Origin of the sequence: Shewanella aestuarii (assembly GCF_014647215.1) — a bacterium.
Taxonomy (GTDB): domain Bacteria; phylum Pseudomonadota; class Gammaproteobacteria; order Enterobacterales; family Shewanellaceae; genus Shewanella; species Shewanella aestuarii.
In genome coordinates, this window is the sequence record NZ_BMOT01000002.1 from 244054 (window position 1) to 262972 (window position 18919).

Below are 18919 nucleotides of genomic sequence, written 5' to 3' on the forward strand. Positions count from 1 at the left end.
TCTCATTTATTTCATCCAATTATGGAGTGCTAAATGGCTTGGAATGAGCCCGGTAACAAGGGGAATAAAGACCCTTGGGGAAATAAAGGTGGTAACGATAAAGGACCACCGGATCTCGACGAAGTTTTTCGTAACCTTTCAAAACGTTTTGGCGGTAAAGGTGGTGGGGCTGCTTCAGGGCAACCTTTTAACTCTACCTTCATCGTAATTCTTGTTGCGATCGCATTAATTGTATGGGGCCTATCGGGTCTATATACGGTTAAAGAAGCAGAGCGCGGAGTGATGCTACGTTTTGGTCAACACATTGGTGAAGTAGGCCCTGGTCTACATTGGAAAGCGACTTTTATTGATGAAGTCTTTCCAATTGACGTGAAAACGTATCGTACTATTCCTGCGTCAGGCAGCATGTTGACATCAGATGAAAACGTAGTGAAAGTTGAGCTTGTGGTGCAGTACAGTATCCAAGATGCTTATTCATATGTTTTTAGTGCTGTCGATGCAAACGCCAGTTTACGTGAGGCTACAGACAGCGCATTGCGCTATGTTGTTGGTCATAATCGTATGGACGATATTTTAACCACAGGCCGTGATGCGATCCGTCGCGACACGTGGCGTGAGCTAGAACGTATTATTGAGCCTTACAAGTTAGGTCTTAAAATTGAAGACGTTAACTTCTTGCCCGCTCGTCCACCAGAAGAAGTGAAAGATGCTTTTGATGATGCGATTTCAGCTCAAGAGGATGAACAGCGTTTTATTCGTGAAGCAGAAGCTTATTCTCGCGAAATTGAACCTAAAGCTCGTGGTCAAGTTGAACGTATGGCGCAGCAAGCAAATGCTTATAAGCAGCGTGTTGTGTTAGAAGCTGAAGGTAAAGTCGCTCGTTTTGAAAAGCTTTTACCTGAATATAAAGCGGCGCCAGAAGTCACTCGCAAACGTTTGTACTTAGATGCTATGCAAGATGTGATGTCTGATACCAATAAAGTGTTAATTGATGCTAAAAACAACGGCAATTTAATGTATTTACCGTTAGATAAGCTGATGAACAATGATAAGGCTAGCCGTAAAGCGGTAGAGCCAGAAGTTGAACGTCATATTAACTCTGTTTCAGGTAATGCAAATACTCCAGTAACGAGTATGCCTACAGATGGTCGTTTATCTCGTGAAGAGCGAACTCGCCAAGGGAGAGGATAACTCATGGGTAGATTTGGTTTAATTATTCTTGTGGTGATCCTAGGTATTGGTTTTTCATCTGTGATGGTTGTCAACGAAGGTGAGCGAGCTATCGTTTCGCGCTTCGGTAAAGTAGTCAAAGACAACATTGATGGTGAAGAGGTGACTCGCGTATTTCAACCGGGCTTACACATTAAGTTTCCAGTTGTAGATAAGCCACGTTATATGGATGCTCGTATCCAGACTTTAGATGGTGCTGCTGACCGTTTCGTTACATCTGAAAAGAAAGACTTAATGGTGGATTCGTACGTAAAATGGCGTATCAATGATTTTGAAAAGTATTATCTTTCTACTAATGGCGGTATTAAAGCCAATGCAGAAAAGTTATTACAAGCCAAAATCAGCAACGATTTACGTACCGAATTTGGTCGTCGCACGATTAGAGAGATTGTTTCTGGTAAGCGTGATGAGCTGCAAATTGATGCGTTAACCAATGCATCTGAAAGTGCTGCTAACTTAGGTATTGAAGTTGTTGACGTTCGTGTTAAGCAAATTAACTTACCTGCAAACGTGAGTAATAGTATTTACCAACGTATGCGTGCCGAGCGTCAAGCGGTAGCAAAAGAGCATCGTGCTCAAGGTAAAGAACAGGCTGAAATTATCCGTGCAACAACCGATGCAAACGTGACGGTTAAAGTTGCAGGTGCAGAGCGTAATGCATTAACCATTCGTGGTGACGGCGATGCGCTTGCGGCTAAGATTTATGCTGATGCTTACAACAAAGATGCAGAGTTTTATGGCTTTTTACGTAGCTTAGAAGCTTATAAAGAAAGTTTTGCAGGCAATTCAGATATCATGGTGCTAGAGCCGGATAGTGATTTCTTTAAGTACATGAAGTCAATGAATGGAAAATAAACTAACTTGTTAGTTTTTGTGGAAAAGCCCGATAGTTATCGGGCTTTTTTGTGCCTATATTTAGTGAATTATTATCATCGTTTGCTATAAAAAAATAATTATTTTTAAACTCTACTGCTTTGGTCTAAATTAGCTAAACTTGTTTAAATTGATATTAATTTAAATCAATGGCTTATAGGCATATTTTTGTTAATTTTCAGCTCAAAAATATTCACTTTTAAACCGAAAAAGTTACATTTTTTCGTCAATACGACTTAATCCGCAATTTAGTTGTGTGTTTTCGCTATGATCTGCTTCTAATTTTTCGCTATAATGAGCCCCGCCTCAAACTATGATAATTTAACGCGACCCTAACAGGGGTTAAATTATTGAAATATAAAAATTCCAACACCCTCTGGGAGATAAGTGGATGAGCAATGCGCCAGTCGATACCGGACGTCGCAGATTCCTGACAGCCGCAACCGCCGTAGTAGGTGGTGCAGGTGCCGTAGCTGTAGCGGTTCCTTTCATCAAGTCATGGAATCCGAGTGCCAAAGCGAAAGCTGCAGGTGCGCCGGTCGAAGTAAATATTAGTAAAGTAGAGCCAGGTCAGTTAATTCGTGTCGAATGGCGCGGAAAACCTGTTTGGGTCGTACGTCGTACAGAAGCTGTATTAAACGGACTTGCCTCGTTAGATGGCCAATTACGTGATCCTGCTTCAGAAGAAATGCAGCAACCTGAGTACGCTCAAAATGCCGCACGTTCAATTAAGCCAGAGTTCTTTATTGCTGTCGGTATTTGTACTCACTTAGGTTGTTCACCTACTTATTTACCAGATTCATTTGGTGAGCAAGTAGAAGGTGTGCCATCTGGTTTCTTCTGTCCTTGTCATGGTTCTAAGTTTGATATGGCCGGTCGTGTGTTCCAAGGCGTTCCTGCGCCATTGAACCTCGTTATTCCGCCACATCACTATGTTGATGACAATACTGTGCTCATCGGTCTTGATACGGGAGCGGCGTAATGGTTAAGAATATTATTGATTGGATTGATGCTCGCATCCCAATGACGGCGACCTATAATCGCCATGTTGGTCAATATCCGACACCGAAGAACTTTAACTTTTGGTATTTCTTTGGTTCATTAGCTCTATTAGTTTTAGTTAATCAGTTACTAACAGGTATTTGGTTAACCATGAACTACGTACCAACAGCGGAAGGTGCTTTCGCTTCTGTTGAATACATCATGCGTGATGTTGAATATGGTTGGTTACTTCGATATATGCACTCCACCGGAGCCTCAGCGTTCTTCGTGGTGATTTATTTACATATGTTCCGTGGATTAATCTACGGTTCTTACCAGAAGCCAAGAGAATTACTCTGGTTATTCGGTATGTTGATATTCCTCGTGCTAATGGCTGAAGCCTTCATGGGTTACCTACTTCCTTGGGGACAAATGTCTTACTGGGGTGCACAGGTAATTATTTCATTGTTCGGTGCCATTCCTGTTATTGGTGATGACCTAACACTATGGATCCGTGGTGACTACGTTATCTCTGGTGCAACGCTAAACCGCTTCTTCGCATTGCATGTTATTGCTTTGCCTTTAGTGTTAGTTGTATTGGTGTTCTTACATTTAATCGCCTTACACGAAGTGGGTTCTAACAACCCTGATGGTGTTGAGATTAAAAAGAATAAAGACGAAAACGGCTGGCCAGTTGATGCGATCCCATTCCACCCTTATTACACTGTTAAAGACATTATGGGTGTGGCTGGTTTCTTAATTGTGTTCTGTTACGTGCTGTTCTTTATGCCAGAAGGTGGTGGATATTTCCTAGAGAAGCCAAACTTTGAAGCAGCGAACCCAATGAAAACACCTGAGCACATTGCCCCAGTTTGGTACTTCACGCCGTTCTATGCAATTTTACGTGCAATTCCTGACAAACTATTAGGGGTTGTCGGCATGGGCTTGTCGATTGCGGTATTGTTTATTCTACCTTGGCTTGATCGCTGTAAAGTGAAATCAATCCGCTACCGTGGTTTGATCCACAAGATAAACATTGCTCAATTTACTGTGTCGTTCATCGTTTTAGGTTATTTAGGTGCGGTTCCAGCAACACCTACACTAACGATTGTTGCACGTATTTTCACTCTGACTTATTTTGGTTTCTTCGTCGCCCTTTGGGTGTACAGTAAAAATGAGAAAACTAAGCCAGAGCCAACGAGGGTGACACACTAATGAAAAAGTTATTGATTGCATTAGTAACATTAGTGCCATCTCTTGCTATGGCAGCGGGTGGTCATAATGTTCATTTAGAAAGCGCTAACGTTGATTTACATGATACAGCTTCACTAGAGCGTGGTTTGGATATGTTCCAACACTATTGTTCTGGTTGTCATAGCACTCAGTATCAACGTTATGAGCGTGTCGCAACGGATTTGAATATCTCTGCAGATGATATGCGTAATAAGTATATGTTCACCGGAGCTAAAATCGGTGAGCTTATGGAAAACTCAATCCCTACAGCTGATGCTGCTAAATGGTTTGGTGCTGCGCCACCAGACTTAACTTTAGTTGCCCGTGTACGTGGTGCTGATTGGGTTTACTCATACTTAAAAGGCTTCTATGCAGACGAGTCTCGTCCATTTGGTGTGAATAATACCGTATTCCCATTAGTGGGTATGCCTCATGTTTTACAAGGTCTTCAAGGACTTCCAGTAAAACAAGAAGACGGCACATTCGTGACCACTGGTGGTTCAATGACCGCTGAAGAGTATGACCAAGCGATGCGTGATTTGACCGGTTTCCTTGTATATTCAGGTGATCCAGTTAAGTTAGAGCGTGAAGCTTTAGGTTGGTGGGTACTCGGATTCCTGTTTATTTTCTTCATCATTGCTTACTTCTTGAAGAAAGAATACTGGAAAGATGTGCACTAGCATCAAATAACGGGTAAAATGTATTATCCGCGTAATGTAAACGAGGGGCTTAGCCCCTCGTTTGTTTTGTTTTTTTAGATTCTGGAGGGTATAAATGGCTGTTGCTGCCAACAAACGCTCTATCATGACACTGTTTTCTGGTGCCGATGATTTATATAGCCATCAAGTGCGTATCGTATTGGCTGAGAAAGGGGTTACCGTTGATGTTTTACAGGTAGACCCAAGTGAAATGCCAGAAGAACTACTTGAAGTAAATCCATATAACTCTGTGCCAACGTTAGTTGACCGTGAATTAGTGTTATATGAATCTCGTATCATTATGGAGTATTTGGACGAGCGCTTCCCGCACCCACCACTTATGCCTGTTTACCCTGTATCACGTGGCCAAAGCCGCTTAATGATGCATCGCATAGATACTGATTGGTATGCTCTTGTAGAACGTATTCGTAAAGGTGACAAAGCGGATGCAGCTCGTAAAGAGTTGACTGAAAGCTTAGTTGCTTTAGCACCCGTTTTTGCTGAGATGCCATACTTCATGAATGAAGAATTTGGTTTATCTGATTGCTATTTAGGCCCATTATTATGGCGTCTACCTGTATTAGGTATCAATTTAGATCCTCGTACAGCAAAAGAAATTAATGCTTACATGACCCGTATTTTTGAACGTGAGTCATTTAAAGCATCGTTAACAGAGGCTGAGCGCGAAATGCGCATGGGCATGTAATGAAAGCTATTACTCCTAACCGTCCTTATTTGTTGCGGGCTTATTATGAGTGGTTAATGGATAATCACTTTACGCCGCATGTTGTGGTTGATGCATTTGTAGAAGGTACTCAGGTACCTCAACAATTTGTTAAAGATGGACAAATTGTTTTAAATATCAGCACAGGTGCTGTTATGGGTTTACAAATGAATAATGACGCTGTTGAGTTTAATGCTCGTTTTGGTGGAGTGCCACAGCAAGTTTACTTGCCTATGGCCTCAATCATTGCTATTTATGCTCGTGAAAATGGTGCCGGCACTGTGTTTGATATGGAAGATGCTTACATAGCTGATGATGAACCGAAAGAGACATCGCCAGGATTAGCTTCTGTTGATACTAAGGCTGCACAGCCGCAAGTAGCAAAAGATGACGAAAAGCCGAAACGTAAAAGCCACCTCACTGTTGTAAAGTAAACAACATAAGGTCTAATAGAAAACCAGCCTTAGTGCTGGTTTTTTTAATGGTAGTGACCCAACTAAGCCGGAATTAGCATGTTGCTGATGATAGATAATTACGACTCTTTTACCTTTAACTTAGTGCAGTATTTTCAAGCGCTAGGTGAAGAGATTGTGGTTAAACGTAATAATGAAATTACAGTTGCTGACATAGATAAGTTATCCCCTTCGCACATTGTTATCTCTCCAGGGCCTTGCTCACCCAATGAAGCGGGTATTTCACTGGATGTGATCCGCCAATATGCGGGAAAATTACCGATACTCGGTGTTTGTTTAGGGCATCAAGCTATAGCACAGGTTTTTGGTGCCAATGTCATTCGGGCAAAGCGGGTTATGCATGGTAAAACCAGCATCATAAGTCATACCGGCAAAGGGTTATTTCAAGGCTTAAATCAGCCGTTAACTGTTGCTCGCTATCATTCATTACTGGTTGATGCATTACCTGAAGGATTTGTGCTTGACGCTTGGTACGACGACCCAATTCATGGCCGTGAGATAATGGGCATGAGTCATCTTACGATGCCGCTTTACAGTGTTCAGTTTCATCCTGAAGCGATATTGACCGAGCAGGGTCATGAATTACTGGCTAATTTTTTACGTCAATGATCTAAAAGTAAATTAATAATTCGATTTACAAAGTCATTCTGTTACAACTTTCCGCATAATTCAGCGCGAAACCTTGTATGCAATTGTGCTATAAAGTACCCCTAAAATAATAACATCTTCATTATAGGGATAATTATGTCTGGTTTTGCGATTACTTCGCCTTTCATTCGTCGTTTTGCTTTTAGTGCCTTAACGCTTGCGCTTGTTAGCGGCTGCAGTGCTACAGCACAAGCCCCTGCTCAAACCAATACCCTGAGCAATAACGTATCCGTTCAAGTTCCCTTAGCGCAGCCTCCAAAAGCGCAGCAGCCATTAACCTTAAACCAAATTATGGCTAACCCAGATTGGATGGGGATTTTTGCTCAAGGCGCTTATTGGTCAGACGATAGCCAGTCAATTTATTTTAAACGTCAAGCTCATCAAGCGCCTGTAGCGGATTATTACCTACAAGGCATTGAGCAAAATTCGGCCAGTAAACTTAATTTAGATCAATTGCACTTAGCCGATCAAAAAAACGCGGTACTTAATTTAGCGGGCACGAAAAAAGCTTACCTTTACCAAGGTAATCTTTTTGTTAAAGATTTAGTTAATGGTGAAATTAACCAAATTACTAAACAAAATGCTGCCATCAGCGGTGTGCGATTTCTTTCTAATGGTGATTTAGCTTATTGGCAGGGAAATAACATTTTCCGTTTACATCAGTCATCAGGCTTGATTGAACAGATTGCTAATATCCAAATGGCAAATGAACCTAAATCAATCCAAGATCCAAGTTCTTATATTGCTAAGCAGCAACATCGTTTAATCGAATATGTTGCACTGCAGCATAATAACGCCAAAGCACAACAGCAATATCAGCAGCAGTTAGCTGAGGTTGACCCTAGCTTTGCAGCCAAGACCTGGTATTTAGGTGATGCAGAAGTGGTCTCTGATATTAGTTTGTCAGCAGATGGACGCTATGCCTTACTCGCATTAACCGATAAAAATTATACCTGGCGCGCTGAACACGACATTATGCCAAACTATCTTGGACAAGATGGCTATGTTGACGCTGTGCCAGCTAGAGCTCGAGTGGCAGAGGATAAGTTTCCTGGCCAGCGTTTAGTGGTGCTAGATTTAACTGAACATGTGAAAAAAGACATTACCATTGAAGGGTTAACAGGGTTCGATGAAGATGTACTCGCTGACGTAAAACAAGAAAATGCGGCTGCAAAAGGTGAGACATATGAAAGCAAGAAATCACCTCGTTTAATTCAATTGATGCAAGATTGGGAGTGGAGCCAAAGCGCGATTCAATGGCACCCTACTGAAAATAAACTGCTTGTTATGATTGAAGCCGTAGACAACAAAGATCGCTGGATAGCGTCTGTTGATCTAGATAAAGGTTCCTTAACGACAGAGCATCGTTTACATGATGATGCATGGGTTAACTATAATTTTAATCAATATGGTTGGTTGCCTAACTCTGACAGCTTCTATTTTTTATCAGAAGAAACGGGTTATTCACACTTATATGTAAAAGAAGTCGGCAAAAAAGCACGGGCACTTACTCAAGGTCAGTTTGTGGTTGATGATGTGACATTATCACCTGATGCTAAGCATATTGTGTATCGCGCGAATGCCGACCATCCTGGTAGCTATAACGTTTACCGTGTGGAAATAGCATCGGGAAAAATGGAGCAGCTGACAAACTGGTTTGGTACTTTATCGTATGTATTAAGCCCGGATGGACAATCTTTATTGCTTGATGCCTCTTCACTGATTAAACCTAATGAATTGTATATTCAACCTATTGGTGGAAAACTCTCTCAATTAACCGATTACACCAGTGATGCATTCAAAGAATATGCATGGCAAGCCCCTAAAGTTGTCGCTGTGCCTTCTAATCATGGTGCGGGTGACGTTTACGCCAGAGTTTATTTACCAGAGGGCTTTGAAGCGCAAGGCGCTGATAAATACCCCGCAGTGATTTTTAACCATGGCGCGGGTTATCTGCAAAATGCCCATTACGGCTTTTCAGGTTACTTCCGTGAATTTATGTTCCACAACATGTTAGCGCAACAGGGCTATGTAGTGATGGATATGGATTTCCGCGGTTCAAAAGGTTATGGGCGCGATTGGCGAACTGCTGTTTACCGTAATATGGGCACACCTGAAGTTGAAGACTTAAAAGATGGTGTGTCTTGGATGGCAAATAACGCCAATGTAGATACCGCTAAAGTGGGTACTTATGGTGGTTCGTACGGTGGTTTCTTAACCTTTATGGCATTATTCAATGAACCTGAGTTATTTCAAGCTGGAGCGGCGTTGCGTCCTGTAACTGATTGGGCACATTATAATGCGCCTTATACCTCTAATATCCTTAATACACCGGATATCGACCCTATTGCCTATGAGCGTAGTTCACCGATTGAACATGCTGATGGATTGCAAAAACCGTTATTAATTATGACAGGGGTATTAGATGATAACGTTTTCTTCCAAGATAGCGTGCGTTTGGTGCAACGTTTAATCGAACTGGAAAAGCCGATGTTTGAAACGTCAATTTATCCTGTAGAGCCGCACGGCTTTAAACAGCCCTCAAGCTGGTTAGATGAATATCGTCGAATTTATAAGCTATTTGAGCAAGAGTTAAAAAAATAAACCTTTGTTAGATCAATTAAGGCTTCCTTTAGGAAGCCTTAATTTTTATTATGTTAACTATGATTACAGATAAGGTTTAATTGCGTGGCAGTATCGATAGCAGGTGGAGTTCGTCCAGGTAAGTTGATTGAAATTGAGCGACGTTTATATCAACATCTTATTGTCGGTAAGCACAAGGCTGCGGCTATGGAGGATGATGTCAACGACAAACTTGAAGCCGATGCCAATAAACTGGATATTGAACGTCAAGCGATCACACTTAGATTAGAAAAGCAGGCTAAAGCTCAGGCTATTTATAAGGCCATTTCCCAGCAATTAACCGAAACTGTTAATAATAGTATTGAACATAAATTGGCTTCGACAGAATTGTTATTAAGCCATTCAGGTGTACTAGAAGGGCAAATTTTACTCCTTGATCTATTGCTTGAAAAAGACCCCAATTTTGGCCGAATAAGACCAATCATTTCAAGCATATCTTGGCTTTCACGAGATTTAATCACCCTGATTAACAGTCCTGCGTCTAAGCATCGTCGCCCTAAAACCTCCGATGTTCAAGTTACTGATATTAAGTTAATTTTAAATTATATTGGTCTTGAGAATCTGCGTTTATTAATTCCTTATTTTTGTATTCGCCATTGGCTTCCTAGCGGCCATGCAAATTTGCTTTGGACCACCCGCAAATTATGGCGCTATAGCATGATTACCGCGATTGCTGCTCAAGCCTTAGCGCAATTGCACAATCGTCCAACTCACGTCAGTTATACCTGTGCCTTGCTGTACCAGTTAGGCACCTCAGTCATTCTGAGCAGCAGTGCTAAAGTGTTTGAAAAGCATTGGGGTACTTGGTTGCGAGAAGCCAGCCAAAGCCGCGATAAAGAGGTTTATGATGCAGTTATGGCGACAGAGTTTCCTGCTGAACAAGTCTTTAATCATGTGATGGAGCATGGGCATCATTTAAATTGGCAATTACTTGAGCAACTAGAATTTAGCGACAGTGCGATTACAAAAGTATTAAAAGAGTTAGACCAAGATTACCATTTTAGCGATTTATCAATTGATGCAGCCATCGTCGCTAAAGCCAGCTGTTTTGCAAAAATCATATTATTAGAAGAATATCAGTTGCTCGAGCCGCAAGAGCGAAAAATTTTGCTGGATTATTATGAGTTCACCCCCCAAGAAGTGATTCGACTCAAAGCACAGAATTATCGAAAACTCGATTTAACTTAACGAAATGTTTCAAGGTTATTTTTTCGGCGAATTGTTGAACAATAAAATGTATACACCAAAATCAAACGGCTGCTTATTTTTTAGCTGTGGTGTTTTGCTTGGTTTTTCCTATGCCCATTGAGTAACTATCCTCAGAACGGGATAATTAAGGCGTATCAAACTGCTCTTTGCACTGCTAACTCTGTTGCATTTATTTGTAATAGGCATGCCATTAACGGGTGAATCCACATTGTTATCAGCACAAGGTTCAACTTTGACTGTAAACAATTAAATATGAGTGCTTAAAATCGCGTTTATTGTTTATTAACCCGAATAGAGGTTAACTTAAATGTGCGATTCAAATGCTAAATTGCTGAGATTTTTGTTTATCCATTTAATTGCTTCTGTCTAATGGAGGTGAACTAAAGATAAGCAGGGACATGTAGATTATTCAGTAGTGCATATAACTATGTTAATTTTGTGTAATTATTCATTTTCTATGAATTGCCACTCATTTAACGATCAAATAACTTTTTTTATGACTATTTATGCTGAATAGCCCCAGTTAAAGCGCTTTAATCGGCCCTTTTTATCAATCTTTATTCAGTTATAGCGCTGCCTTAACAGAAGTTAATTGGCGATTACTGGTATTTTGATCACATTTTCGCTAATAATGGTTAATAAGTTATACAAGCATTCGTCGTTACCCGATTAAATAACAATGAAAACGACGATATTTAGCGGCTTTGCAGCCGTTTACAAAAACAAAGGATGAAATTGAATGACTGTTGAAATGAATCTTAACCGTGCCCAGTTTGATGAAGTAATGGTGCCTAATTATGCGCCTGCCGCGGTAATTCCTGTTAAAGGTGAAGGTAGCCGTGTTTGGGATCAAGAAGGTAACGAATTTATCGATTTTGCCGGTGGCATTGCAGTTAACTGTTTAGGACATTGTCATCCTGCATTAGTGTCAGCATTGAAAGAGCAAGGTGAAAAACTTTGGCATCTTTCGAATGTTATGACGAACGAGCCAGCATTAGCATTGGCGACTAAATTAGTAAACGCCACTTTTGCTGAGCGTGTTTATTTTGCTAACTCGGGTGCTGAAGCAAATGAAGCGGCTTTAAAGCTTGCTCGTCGTTATGCTTTAGATAACCACGGAGCACAAAAAGATCAAATCATTGCCTTTGATAAAGCCTTCCATGGTCGTACATTCTTTACTGTTACAGTAGGTGGTCAAGCGGCTTATTCTGATGGCTTTGGTCCTAAACCACAAAGTATCACTCACGTACCATTTAACGATATCGCAGCATTAGAAGCCGTTGTTTCTGACAAGACTTGTGCCATCATGCTTGAGCCTTTACAAGGTGAGGGTGGTATTATCAATGGTGACCCTGAATTCTTAAAAGCGGTTCGCGCATTAGCGGACAAGCATGATGCATTGGTCATTTTTGATGAAGTACAAACTGGTGTTGGCCGTACAGGCGAATTATTTGCCTATATGGGCACTGACATTGTTCCTGATATTTTAACTAGCGCTAAAGCGTTAGGTGGTGGTTTCCCGATTGCAGCAATGTTAACAACCGCTAAAATTGCCGCTCATCTTAAAATTGGTACTCATGGTTCAACATACGGCGGCAATCCATTAGCCTGTGCTATCGGTAATGCGGTAATGGATGTTGTGAATACTAAAGAAGTATTAGAAGGCGTTAAGCACCGTGAACAGTTATTCCGCGATGGTCTTGCTGCCATCAACGCTAAATATGATGTATTCAGCGAAGTGCGTGGAAAAGGCATGTTATTAGGTGCGGTACTTAATGAAAAGTATGAAGGCCGCAGTCGTGATTTCTTAGTTGCATCAGTTGCAGAGGGAGTTATGACTCTGATGGCTGGTGCTAACGTAGTCCGTTTTGCTCCTTCATTAGTGATCCCAGAAGCTGACATCGCTGAAGGTTTAGCGCGTTTTGAACGTGCTGTTGCCAAAGTGGTTGCAGGTTAATACATAAAGAGCGCATTGACTTGCGCTCTTTTTGTTTGGGTCAGTGTTAGATAAAGGCGTTTTCCATTGTTGTTAACGCCTTACTTGTCTAACACCATGAGGAGATTTAGATGTTAATCATACGTCCAATCTGTGCCAGTGATTATGAAGCGCTTTACGGCATTGCCGTCGAGTCTGGCCATGGATTCACTTCTTTACCAGTAAATGAAGATTTGCTGCGTTCAAAGATTGCGAGGGCTGAAGCATCTTTTACTAAAGACGTTAATAAGCCGTTCGATGAAGGCTATTTAATGGTCCTTGAAGATACCACCACAAAGCAAGTGGTTGGAACTTGTGGTATTGAAGCCGCAGTTGGGATGGAAGACGCGTTTTACCATTACCGTTTAGGAACAGAAGTTTACCATTCAAAGCAAATTGCCGTTCGCAATGAAGTTGAAACACTCACCCTATGCCACGATTACACCGGGGCTGCTGAGTTATGTACTTTATTCTTAAAAGATGCCTATCGTAAGGGGAATAACGGTCGCATGTTATCCCGTTCTCGCTTTTTGTTTCTGGCTCAACATCAGCATCGTTTTGGCGAAACTGTCATTGCAGAAATGCGTGGTGTAAGCGATGCGAAAGGTGACTCTCCTTTTTATGAGTGGTTACAAAAGCATTTTCTTGGTATTGATTTTGTTGAAGCTGATTACCTATCAGGTTTAGGTAAAAAAGCGTTTATGGCCGAAATGATGCCTCGCAGTCCTGTTTATGTGTGTATGTTACCTAAAAAAGCACAAAACGTGATTGGTGAAGTACACACCAATACCAAACCAGCATTGCGTCTATTGCAAGCTGAAGGTTTCAAGTTTAGAAATTATGTCGATATTTTTGATGGTGGCCCAACGGTTGAATGTGGTTTAACGGATATAAAATCTGTTAAACGCAGTCGTTTATTAACCGTTGAAATTGGCAAGATGCCTCATACCGACACCCAATTCATTATTTCAAATACCAAGCTGGCAGATTATCGCGCAACTGCGGCAAAGCTTAGTGTATCTGATGAACATGACAATGTTGTCCTATCACCAGAACTAGCTCAGGGCTTAATGGTTGAAAATGGGCAACAAGTTCGTGTGCTTTCATTGTAGGAGAATACGATGACTCAATTTATTAAAGGTCAATGGCTAGCTGGCGAAGGCCATGATGTTCAATCAACTAACCCAGCAAATGGCGAAGTCATTTGGCAAGGTAAAACCGCCACAGCAGCGCAGGTAGATAGCGCTGTAGAAGCCGCTCGAGCCGCTCAGTTTGATTGGTTTATGCTAGGCTATGAAGGCCGTTTAGCGATTGTTGAAGCTTATCGTGATCAGTTAGAAGCTCACAAAGCTGAAATTGCCGAAACAATTGCACAAGAAACCGGAAAGCCACAATGGGAAACCGCAACAGAAGCGGGTGCCATGATAGGTAAAATTGGTTTGTCAGCTAAAGCGCATGATAAACGTACTGGTACAGAAACCGACGATTTACCAGCCGGACGTGCAGTATTACGTCATAAGCCTCACGGTGTTGTTGCAGTATTTGGGCCGTATAACTTCCCTGGTCACTTACCGAATGGTCATATCGTGCCAGCTTTATTAGCCGGTAATACTGTGGTATTCAAACCGTCAGAATTAACCCCTAAAGTAGCTGAGCTGATGCTTAAATGTTGGGAAAAAGCAGGATTACCAGCGGGCATTATTAACTTGGTTCAAGGTGAAGTTGAAACGGGTAAAGCACTGGCTTCTCATCCTCAAATTGATGGATTGTTCTTTACTGGTAGCTCACGTACAGGCCATATTTTACATCAGCAATATGCGGGTCATCCGGGTAAGATTTTAGCTTTAGAAATGGGTGGTAATAATCCTTTAATTATTAAAGGAGTAAGCGATACTAAAGCGGCTGTTCACGACATTATCCAATCGGCTTATATTTCATCTGGCCAACGTTGTACCTGTGCGCGTCGCTTGTATGTTGAACAAGGCGCAGAAGGCGATGAATTAATTGCTCAGCTAATCGCTGCTGTAAAGCAAATTAAAGTCGGCGCATGGAATAGTCAGCCACAACCGTTTATGGGCTCGATGATCTCAGAAACCGCAGCACGCGGAATGGTTGCAGCACAAGCAACTTTACAGTCGTTAGGTGGCGTATCGTTAATTGAGCTTCAACAAGTTGAAGTGGGCACAGGTATAGTGTCACCGGGATTGATTGATGTAACGGCAATTGAAAAGTTACCAGATGATGAGTATTTCGGGCCATTATTACAGTTAGTGCGCTACAGTGATTTTGATGAAGCTATCCGCTTGGCTAATGATACCCGTTATGGCTTATCAGCAGGATTATTGGCCGATAGTCGTGAAGATTATGACTACTTCTTAGCTCGTATCCGCGCAGGTATTGTTAACTGGAATAAGCAAATTACGGGTGCATCTGGTGCAGCCCCGTTTGGTGGTGTTGGCGCTTCTGGTAATCACAGAGCAAGTGCATTTTATGCTGCTGATTATTGTGCTTATCCTGTGGCTTCAATGGAAGCTGACAGCGTGAGTTTACCAACAAGCCTAAGCCCAGGTTTATCGATTTAACTGCATTTAGCCTAACTAACCTTCACTCGGGTTAAGAGCTGAGGTTAACTATTAGGCGCAGTTGTTGATGCGCGTTAAGTTAGTCCTTAACGCGTGTTTAAATTTGAAACATCAGATTGCGATTACCCCGAATTTAATTTTAATCTTTATTTTAGAAGGATTTAACCATGCATACTGACGTGAACACGTTGTTTGCTGCTATGTGGCAAGACTATATAAAAATGACCCCATCTGCTGCAAAAATTCATCAATTACTCGGAAAAGGTGCACCGATCATCAATGATCATATTGCACTTCGTACCTTTAATATTGCCAAAGTAAATTTAAGTGTATTGGCTAAACATTTTACCTCTATTGGTTATGTTGATTGCGGTGACTATAAGTTTGAGCAGAAAAAGCTAGTTGCAAAACACTTTGAACATCCAGACCCGACTCAGCCTAAAGTGTTTATTTCTGAGTTATTAGTAGAAGAATTTAGTCCTCAACTACAACAGACCATTAAAGGTTTTATTGACCAGGTTGATGAGTCTGCTTTAGTTGCAGATAACTTTATTTATTCTGGTCGTCACTGGCAATTAGATAAAGCCACATATCAGGCGTTATTGGCCGAAAGCGAATATGCTGCTTGGGTTGCTGCAATTGGTTATCGTGCTAACCACTTCACCGTATCCATCAATGATCTACCTGATTTCGAGCGTATAGAAGATGTGAATCAGGCATTAAAAGATGCTGGATTTGTGCTTAATGCATCAGGTGGCGAAATTAAAGGTACACCTGAGGTGTTATTAGAGCAATCTTCAACCATGGCGGATAAAGTTGTCGTAAGCTTTACTGATGGCGATGCTGAGATCCCAAGTTGTTTCTATGAGTTTGCCCGTCGTTATCCAATGGAGAATGGCAAGCTTTACACTGGGTTTGTGGCTGCATCAGCGGACAAGATTTTTGAAAGCACCAATGTCATGATGTAAGTCATGCAAGCGTAAAGTTCGGTTGTGATGCTACATGAAACTTTAAAGCCTCATCTTTGCAGTTTAAAGCAGATGAGGCTTTTTTGTTGCCTAACATAGTGCACTTATACCAATCACAGTAAATAAGTGGCCTGAAATAGCGTAGGAAAAATGCGTGATAACAAGGCAGATTTTTTTGATAAGTAGTTATTCTACAATCAAAAAATCTAACGCCGTTATCAGGTATTATCACAAGCTAGAAAGATCAGTTATTTATTACGATTGGTATTAAATACTCGATTGAGTTTGCGGAATAACAACGGTTACCGCTAGACCTGACAACAGTTCACTGGCGCTAAACTGCAATGAAAATCCATATTGGTCACAGATCTCTTTAACAATCGATAATCCTAATCCATGACCCATAACGTCTTCATCTAAACGCGTACCTCGCGCTGTGAGTAGCGCTAATTGATCCTGCTGGACACCAGGACCATCATCATCAACTGTGATAATAATAGAATGTCCATGCTGTTTTTTAAGGGATATTTGCACATTTGAATTTGCCCATTTGAACGCATTATCAAGCAGGTTGCCAAACAGTTCCATACCATCTTCTCTGTGAATAGGAATACGCGACAATTGCTGGGGATTATTGAGTTCACCAGATATGATTTTATGGCGATATACCTTGTTTAATGTATTGACCAAGCTGGTAAAGTCTTTATTTACCACCATTTGTGCAGCTGGAAGCATATCGCCAGTCACCCTTGCCGCGGCGAGTTTACGTTCGATCATTTTTCTTATCTGATCTAGCTGCTGTTGCATGGCTATCGCGGTTTCAGGATCGGTTAATCCCAGCGCTTCTACCTGCTGTTGCATAATTGCTAACGGAGTTTTTAACCCATGGCTTAAGTTGCCTAGGTTATTACGGCTACGTTCTATTTGTTTTGCCGTGTAGTCGAGTAATTGATTATAAGTTTCTGCTAACGGTTGAATTTCAGTGGGGATCTGCTGAGTGTCAAGGGCACTGATTTCGCCTTGTCTTAATCTAGCTAAAGATTGTTGGATTTTCTTCACAGGCTTGAAAGACTGCCGTAAAATCACAAAAATCCCGCAGATCATGGCCAGTAACATACCAATATTAATGGCTAATTTAGTGCCGTATACTTCACTGAACACGCGCCTGCCGATACTCAGATCCTGTGCAACGGTCAAGGTTGCCGTATTCGGCGTGGCCTCTGAACCAATGCCAATTGATAATAGCTGCATATCATTATTCTTAGGGCCTTTTGCCTGCCATACACGTTTTTCAGAATCTGCTAACGGCGCAATTTCCAGTTCAACATCCCACAATGATCGCGAGCGGATCACTTGATTGGGTAAGTTGAGTTGGTAATAACGGCCTGAATATGCGGGTTTGTAAAAGCTGGACAGTTGGCGTGAGTCAATTTCAATTTCGCCATCTTGTAACCGAGTGGCCAGAATGACATGCTCTAAATCCTCTTCAAGACGATTGATGATAGAGTCGTGAAAGGCTTCTCTGAGCATAGATTCAAATAGCATTAACCCTATGATAGTGCTTAAAATAACAAGACCGCTCAACCAGAGGCTGAGCTTTGAACGAATTGAGATCATTGTTCCACTATGCCGTGGAAAATGTATCCTTGTCCCCGTCGTGTTTCAATCGTGGTTTTGCCTAACTTTTTACGTAAATGGGTGACATATACTTCAACAACATTACTTTCTTTTTCATCATCAAATTGATACAGCTTATCGGTTAGCTGTGTTTTTGAAAGCAGCTTTTTAGGCGACATTAAAAAGATTTTTAGTAATCTAAATTCCATCGCTGTCAATTCAAACTCTTGTTCAGCGACTATCACTTTTTGCTCTGCTTCATCTAAGGTTACCCCCGCAAAACTGAGCTGCTTTGAAGAGCTGTTCGCACGGCCATGGGCCCGATTAATCAAGGCTTGAATACGCGCGAGTAATTCTTGAGCGTGGAATGGTTTACCTAAATAATCATCGGCACCGGCGTTAAATCCTTCGACCTTTTCATGCCATTGCGAACGAGCTGTGAGCATAATCACCGGCGTTTCTATGCCTTTTTCGCGCCAACTGGTGACTAAATTAAGGCCATTACCATCAGGCAAGCCAATATCAAGAATAATGCAGTCGTATTGGGTTTCTTTAATGAGGTAATCGGCTTCAATGGCCTTGTCTGTTACATCGGTAACATAGCCAGCTTGTTTGAGTTGCTTTTCTAGTTCAGCCACTAAAAGTGGATTGTCTTCAACGAGTAGCAGTTTCATGTTGTGTGCATTCACTAGGTAATTGAGTTAACGAATTGAGAGTACCACTTTTTGCATCAAATTGCAGATTAACGGTGTGACCTTGTTTTAACTGTAATTGTAGATCATATCGCCAGGTATTGTTCTGCTGAAACAGCTGTGCATCGATTAGCTGAACATCACAATATTGGGCTAACCAATTTAAACTGTCATCTAAAGAGCGGATATAGCCTTGGCTGACCAGCTGTTGCACATGGTCATGATCCACTTCAAATAGTTGTTGGGCGTCAACTAAGTGGGTGTTTAATGTACTAAGACTAAATAAGCCTATAGTGATAAACAAGGACATACTCACTCCAAGACATAAAAAAAGTGGTGTTCAGATAAACTGTCACCACTTTAATAATCTTGG

17 protein-coding genes are annotated in these 18919 nt (G+C 41.4%); 14 read left to right on the forward strand and 3 right to left on the reverse strand.

The features are described from left to right. Window positions 1–33: 33 nt before the first annotated feature. The 14 genes from hflK (at window position 34) to IEY03_RS05000 (ending at window position 16237) form a co-directional block, all read left to right on the forward strand. Window positions 34–1191, forward strand: coding sequence for an FtsH protease activity modulator HflK (gene hflK, locus IEY03_RS04935; RefSeq protein WP_188840241.1), 1158 nt, complete (start codon window positions 34–36; stop codon window positions 1189–1191). Between the two features lie 3 nt (window positions 1192–1194). After that, window positions 1195–2085 (forward strand): protease modulator HflC, encoded by an 891-nt coding sequence (gene hflC, locus IEY03_RS04940; RefSeq protein WP_188840242.1) that lies wholly within the window; start codon window positions 1195–1197, stop codon window positions 2083–2085. 409 nt (window positions 2086–2494) lie between these two features. Further along, window positions 2495–3085, forward strand: a complete 591-nt coding sequence (gene petA, locus IEY03_RS04945) for a ubiquinol-cytochrome c reductase iron-sulfur subunit (RefSeq protein WP_188840243.1) — start codon at window positions 2495–2497, stop codon at window positions 3083–3085. Further along, complete coding sequence (locus tag IEY03_RS04950) at window positions 3085–4299, forward strand: cytochrome b (RefSeq protein ID WP_188840244.1); 1215 nt, start codon at window positions 3085–3087, stop codon at window positions 4297–4299. The genes petA and IEY03_RS04950 overlap by 1 nt, the downstream gene beginning before the upstream one ends. Continuing rightward, window positions 4299–4997, forward strand: a complete 699-nt coding sequence (locus tag IEY03_RS04955; protein ID WP_188840245.1) for a cytochrome c1 — start codon at window positions 4299–4301, stop codon at window positions 4995–4997. Before IEY03_RS04950 ends, IEY03_RS04955 begins: the two co-directional genes overlap by 1 nt. Window positions 4998–5091: 94 nt before the next feature. Further along, window positions 5092–5721 carry a stringent starvation protein SspA gene (gene sspA, locus IEY03_RS04960; RefSeq protein ID WP_188840246.1) on the forward strand — a complete coding sequence of 210 codons (630 nt, stop codon included), beginning with the start codon at window positions 5092–5094 and terminating at the stop codon, window positions 5719–5721. Next, window positions 5721–6173 carry a ClpXP protease specificity-enhancing factor gene (locus tag IEY03_RS04965; protein ID WP_188840247.1) on the forward strand — a complete coding sequence of 151 codons (453 nt, stop codon included), beginning with the start codon at window positions 5721–5723 and terminating at the stop codon, window positions 6171–6173. Before sspA ends, IEY03_RS04965 begins: the two co-directional genes overlap by 1 nt. A gap of 78 nt (window positions 6174–6251) precedes the next feature. Beyond that, window positions 6252–6821 carry an anthranilate synthase component II gene (locus tag IEY03_RS04970; protein WP_188840248.1) on the forward strand — a complete coding sequence of 190 codons (570 nt, stop codon included), beginning with the start codon at window positions 6252–6254 and terminating at the stop codon, window positions 6819–6821. Window positions 6822–6956: 135 nt separating this feature from the next. Beyond that, window positions 6957–9464 carry a S9 family peptidase gene (locus tag IEY03_RS04975; protein ID WP_188840249.1) on the forward strand — a complete coding sequence of 836 codons (2508 nt, stop codon included), beginning with the start codon at window positions 6957–6959 and terminating at the stop codon, window positions 9462–9464. Between the two features lie 84 nt (window positions 9465–9548). Beyond that, on the forward strand, window positions 9549–10691 hold the full coding sequence (locus IEY03_RS04980) for an HDOD domain-containing protein (protein WP_188840250.1): 1143 nt from the start codon (window positions 9549–9551) through the stop codon (window positions 10689–10691). A gap of 760 nt (window positions 10692–11451) precedes the next feature. Next, window positions 11452–12669, forward strand: coding sequence for an aspartate aminotransferase family protein (locus IEY03_RS04985; RefSeq protein ID WP_188840251.1), 1218 nt, complete (start codon window positions 11452–11454; stop codon window positions 12667–12669). Window positions 12670–12779: 110 nt separating this feature from the next. Continuing rightward, entirely contained in the window at window positions 12780–13799 is a 1020-nt protein-coding gene (astA, locus tag IEY03_RS04990) for an arginine N-succinyltransferase (protein ID WP_188840252.1), read from the forward strand. A 9-nt stretch (window positions 13800–13808) separates the two neighbouring features. Further along, complete coding sequence (astD, locus tag IEY03_RS04995) at window positions 13809–15269, forward strand: succinylglutamate-semialdehyde dehydrogenase (protein ID WP_188840253.1); 1461 nt, start codon at window positions 13809–13811, stop codon at window positions 15267–15269. A gap of 167 nt (window positions 15270–15436) precedes the next feature. After that, window positions 15437–16237, forward strand: a complete 801-nt coding sequence (locus IEY03_RS05000; RefSeq protein WP_188840254.1) for a DUF1338 domain-containing protein — start codon at window positions 15437–15439, stop codon at window positions 16235–16237. A gap of 267 nt (window positions 16238–16504) precedes the next feature. Here IEY03_RS05000 and IEY03_RS05005 read toward each other — a convergent pair whose 3' ends face one another. The 3 genes from IEY03_RS05005 to IEY03_RS05015 are packed head-to-tail and all read right to left on the reverse strand — an operon-like array spanning window position 16505 to window position 18856. Further along, the gene (locus IEY03_RS05005; RefSeq protein ID WP_188840255.1) at window positions 16505–17854 is read right to left on the reverse strand and encodes an ATP-binding protein; all 1350 of its coding nucleotides are present in this window, start codon (window positions 17852–17854) and stop codon (window positions 16505–16507) included. Beyond that, on the reverse strand, window positions 17851–18528 hold the full coding sequence (locus IEY03_RS05010; RefSeq protein ID WP_188840256.1) for a response regulator: 678 nt from the start codon (window positions 18526–18528) through the stop codon (window positions 17851–17853). The genes IEY03_RS05005 and IEY03_RS05010 overlap by 4 nt, the downstream gene beginning before the upstream one ends. Continuing rightward, on the reverse strand, window positions 18509–18856 hold the full coding sequence (locus IEY03_RS05015) for a hypothetical protein (RefSeq protein ID WP_188840257.1): 348 nt from the start codon (window positions 18854–18856) through the stop codon (window positions 18509–18511). Before IEY03_RS05015 ends, IEY03_RS05010 begins: the two co-directional genes overlap by 20 nt. Window positions 18857–18919 lie beyond the last annotated feature (63 nt).